Consider the following 4,222-nt stretch of genomic DNA (forward strand, 5'->3'; position numbering starts at 1 on the left):
TCCGCCGGCGCAGGCGGTGACGGCCTGGGAGAGCTTCTCCATGGCGGCCTGCCCCTCCTGGCCCTCGTAGAGGCCGAGGGTGACGGTGGTGGTGATGCCGCTGCCGGTGAGCTGCTGGGCGGGGCTGATGGAACGGGTCTTGCCGACGGGTACGCCGGTGAGGGCATGAGCGACGGGCAGACAGTCCTTGTCGTCCTCCCCGACGGTGACCTCGGATGCGGTGAGCGCGGCGGCCGCCCCGGCGGCGACGGTGTGCCCGGGCACATCCTTGGCCCCGATCGCGGCCTTCGCCAGCCCTTCCTTGGATACGGCCCCGGCGGTGGGCCCGGTGTCCAGATCCCCGATACCGGGCTTGTCGTCTCCAGCATCGGACGTACACGCGGATACGGCGATCAGGCAAATAGCCATTGCTGCCGTGGACGCGGCGCATCGTGTTCTCCGGGCTCTCATGACCCTTGCTCCTTTTCCCCGGGTATGTACTGAGACAACCAGGGCCCCACCGGAACCGTGGAGGTCCGGTGGAGCCCTGGCTTTTCACCTGTTACCTGTCTACTGCTTGCCTCGGACACTGTTGATATGCGTCCGCCAAGGATGCCAATGCCAGAGCGAAATCGTTCTTCGAGGCTTTGAATTCGATATCCGAAGCCTGATCCGCCTGACCCGATCCCGTGAGCTCGTATTCCGCGCGGGACGGGGAGAGGTTATCCCTCCGCCGTTCGCCCGCTTCGGACAGTCGTGCCCACTCGGTGCGCACTCGGGACCAACCCGCATCAACCAGGGTGAATGCCTCCACCAGTTCGTCGTCGCCGATCGCTTCCCCGTTGATGTGGGGCGATGAGAACACCGACGATGCGGAGTGCATCAGAACTCGGCCGAGCTGATACTGCGCAGAGCTGTCGCAGTATCCGCTCGCCAAGACCTGGCCGAGCAGCGAGAACCCGGATGGTGCGGATCGTTTCGAATCTTCTGACTTCGGCATCCGAGTTACCTTTCAGCGGATGAGATCTCTGACTCCCAGGCCGAATAGACCGGCGAAATCTCGCAGATTATCGACATCCAGGCCTCCCGCCTGGCCGACCACCATGCAGTGTGAGATGCAACTGTTGCCGATCTTGTCATAGGCGCCCAGGTCTCCGGCGTCCTGGACGAGCCGTCTCTGTTCCTCCAGAGCCGCATTGGGGTTCGGTAGCCGAATAGTTGTCGAACTGACCTTCTTGAGACCGGGACGGAAGTTGTAGATCGCGGTGCTGCTGTAGTCCTTGGCGAGGATGATCTGCTCCGTATGACGGGATGTGCTGCCGTTGGAGACCTCAATGGAGAAGTGCGGCGAGTCTCCGGGGTTCTCGCCCTCCCACTTGTGCAGCGTGATCTCACCGCAGTTGTGAACCAGGACGGGAGTAGCCTGCGCCATCACATAGTAGGTGTGAAGGTCGCTGACGGTGAGGTTGTGAACGGTGGCCTGAGCGGTGTGGCGTTCGACCGCGGTGATCTGGACCTGTGTGCCGGCTCCGGTGCGGAGCCAGTTTCCGGCCTTCAGATCGGTGGCGTCGATCCACTCCTTCAGCTCGGGCACCCAGAACGGGTGGCCGTCGGTGGCAGTGACGGTCGCGGTGGCCGAGCCCTTGTCGCCGTCGGTGTCGATGGTGACGTTGACGAGGTTCTTGCTGCCCTGTCCCTTGATTTCAGCGGTGACGGTCTCGACCGTGGTCTCACCGGTTTCGGGGTCGGTAGCAAGGACCTGGTCGCCGTTTCTGACCTGTTCGATCGGCTTCGTCGTACCGTCCGCCATGAGGACGAGCGTGCCGGGGACGAAGCTGTTGGTGTCGGTCTTGCAGCCAGGCCCGGAGCTGCCGGAGGAAGAGCGGTCGCCACGAGAGGTGCTGGCGCGGTTCGAGCTCTTCCCGCTCTTGGCAGGCGCGTCTTCCTTCTTGGCCTGCTGCCGTGCCCGGTTGATGGGCTTCTCGGCCTTCTTGGCCGCGACCTTCTTCGCCTTCTGTACGGCGTTTCCGGTCTTCTGCGCCTCCCGCTTGGCTGCTCTCAGTTTGGCCTGTTCGGCCTTCTTCTTGAGCTGGGCGGCCTTCTCGGCGGCCTTCTTCTTGGCCTCGGCCGCCTTTCTCGCGGCCTCCTGGGCCTTGCGGGCCATCTCGATGATCTGGCGGGCCTTCTCCTGCGCCTTCTTCCAGGCGGAGATGGCCCCCGAGATCCTGCTGACGGCCTGCCAGACCTTCTTCGCCGCGCTGAAGACCTTCGTCCACGGCAGGGCATCGATGATCATGCGGCCGCAGGCCCACAGATCGCCCCGGGAGAAGCAGGCGATCATGTCGTCGTAGCCGATCAGACCCTTGAGGAGGGACCAGCCGGCGTCGGCGATGACGCTGGACATGGAGCGGTTCTGCTCGGCCTGCGCCCAGGCGAGCTCGCCCTTGGACGGGCCGCCGTACTGGTCGCCGCTGTAGCCGCCGCCTCCGCCGCCGCCGCCCTGGGCGGCCGACATCAGACCGGTCGGGTCGGCGAAGGTGACCGGGTTGTTCTCGCTGTAGGAGTAGCCGTTGATCTGGATCGGGTCACCGATGTCGATCAGGGGGTCGGCGGAGATGAAGCGGCCGGTGGCCGGTTCGTACTCCCGGGCCCCCAGATGCACCAGACCGGTCGAGGAGTCGTCCTCGCCTCCGACGAAGCCCTTGTGGGAGCGCCAGCTGGGGCTCGGGCTCCGGTCGACGCCGAAGGGGTCCTTCTTGGCGAACTTGACCGCGCTGCCACCGGCCAGGCCCACATTGATGTAGGGCGTGCCGTTGTGGTCCGCCACCTGCACCGACAGCTCGCTGCCGCCGGTGCCCAGGACATGGCGCATGACGGTGGGCGCACCGGGTTGGGCGTAGTAGCGCTCGGTGTAGGAGTGCAGTCCGCCGCTGGTGGCGACGGTGGTGTCCCCGAGGAAGAGGGTGGTTTCGCCGGAGGTGATCGACATCAGCCGGTCGCCGCCGGGGCCGTAGATGTAGCGGGTTTCGTCGGCGGGCTTCCAGGACTGGCCCTCGCCGCTGACGGTGTCGCAGGTGGTGAGCTGGAGGTCGGTGCCGACGGTGGCGTTGGGTGCGGTGAGGCACTTGTTGGTGTCGACGTGCTTGAGCTTCTTGCCGGTCGCGACGGTGGTCCACTGCTGGGCGGCGGTGCCGGTGCAGTCCGCGATGACCGCGGCGATGCCGTCGGCACCGGGGACGACACACTTGCCCTGGACCTTCAGCGCGCCCTTGGTCGGGTCGGCGACGGTGGCGTCGATGCGGAACTTCTGGGCCTTGCTGCCGTTGCAGGTGTAGAGCTGGACCGCGGTACCCGCCAGGGTCAGCCCCCCGGCCAGGTCCAGGCACTTGCCGCCGATTCCGGTCCATGCGCCGGAGCCTTCACCGAATCCGGTGATCTTCTCGGCCTTGCCGTCCCACGTCCAGGTCAGCGTCTGGCCGATCCCGCCGTCCGTGCGGGTTTCCATGTTGCCGGACTTGTCGTAGGTGCGGACGGAGGGCTTGGTGACCTGGGCGCCGGCCTCGGTCTTGTAGGTGGTGGAGGTGCCGGTCAGGGTGTGCGGCTGGGTGCCGTCCGCCTTGCCGTAGGAGTACGTCGTGGTGGCGTTCTTGGTGGCGTCACCCGCCGGGTCGTGCTTGACCAGCTTGGTGCGCTGGCCCAGCTCGTCGTAGGTGTACGACTGCCAGTACCCGGCATTGTTGGGCGTGACGTTCTTCGTCCCGTCCGGATACTCGGGCGCACGGCTGGTCTGCCCGGGCGCCTGGCAGGTGCTGGGGGCGGTCCAGGCCTGGGTGAGCTGGCCGATGGTGTCGTAGGTGAAGCACTGCCGGTCGAGCACAGCGTTCCACCGGTCGGCCACCGAGGTGATGTTGCCCGCCGGGTCGTACTCGTACGACCGGGCGTTCACCCGGGTCCCCGTTACGGTGCTGGTGTCGCTCGTCGACTGGCGGTCGACGATGCTCTGCTCCAGCGCACCCGTGTTCTCGTTGAAGATGTTGGTGGTCCACACCCGGTTCGGGTTGTTACCGCTCACCGTGCGCACGACCTGGCCGTACACGCTGTACTCGGCGTCGGTCGTGTACCACTCCTTGCCCGACGTCGAAACCGGAAGACCGTCCGCGTTGAACCGCGTAATGATCTTCTCCGCCGCCAGCGCACCCGCCGCCGGAAGCATCGTCTCCCGGTGCTGACCACCCTTGGTGTA

Annotated in this window: 2 protein-coding genes and 1 pseudogene; all 3 read right to left on the reverse strand. The window is 66.0% G+C overall.

Annotated features, from left to right (window positions below):
* A pseudogene (locus tag ACWDR0_RS34640) lies at positions 1–408 on the reverse strand (hypothetical protein); the annotation flags it as partial.
* Positions 409–541: 133 nt separating this feature from the next.
* On the reverse strand, positions 542–979 hold the full coding sequence (locus ACWDR0_RS34645; protein ID WP_456355812.1) for a hypothetical protein: 438 nt from the start codon (positions 977–979) through the stop codon (positions 542–544).
* 12 nt (positions 980–991) lie between these two features.
* Positions 992–4,222 (reverse strand): polymorphic toxin-type HINT domain-containing protein (locus tag ACWDR0_RS34650; RefSeq protein ID WP_456355813.1); only part of this gene is annotated, 3,231 nt, incomplete at its 5' end.

It is taken from the genome of Streptomyces sp. NPDC003691, assembly GCF_053981115.1.

Excerpts from the sequence above, each read along its gene's own strand:
- ACWDR0_RS34645 (WP_456355812.1), bottom strand. The coding sequence starts at position 979 with ATGCCGAAGTCAGAAGATTCGAAACGATCCGCACCATCCGGGTTCTCG.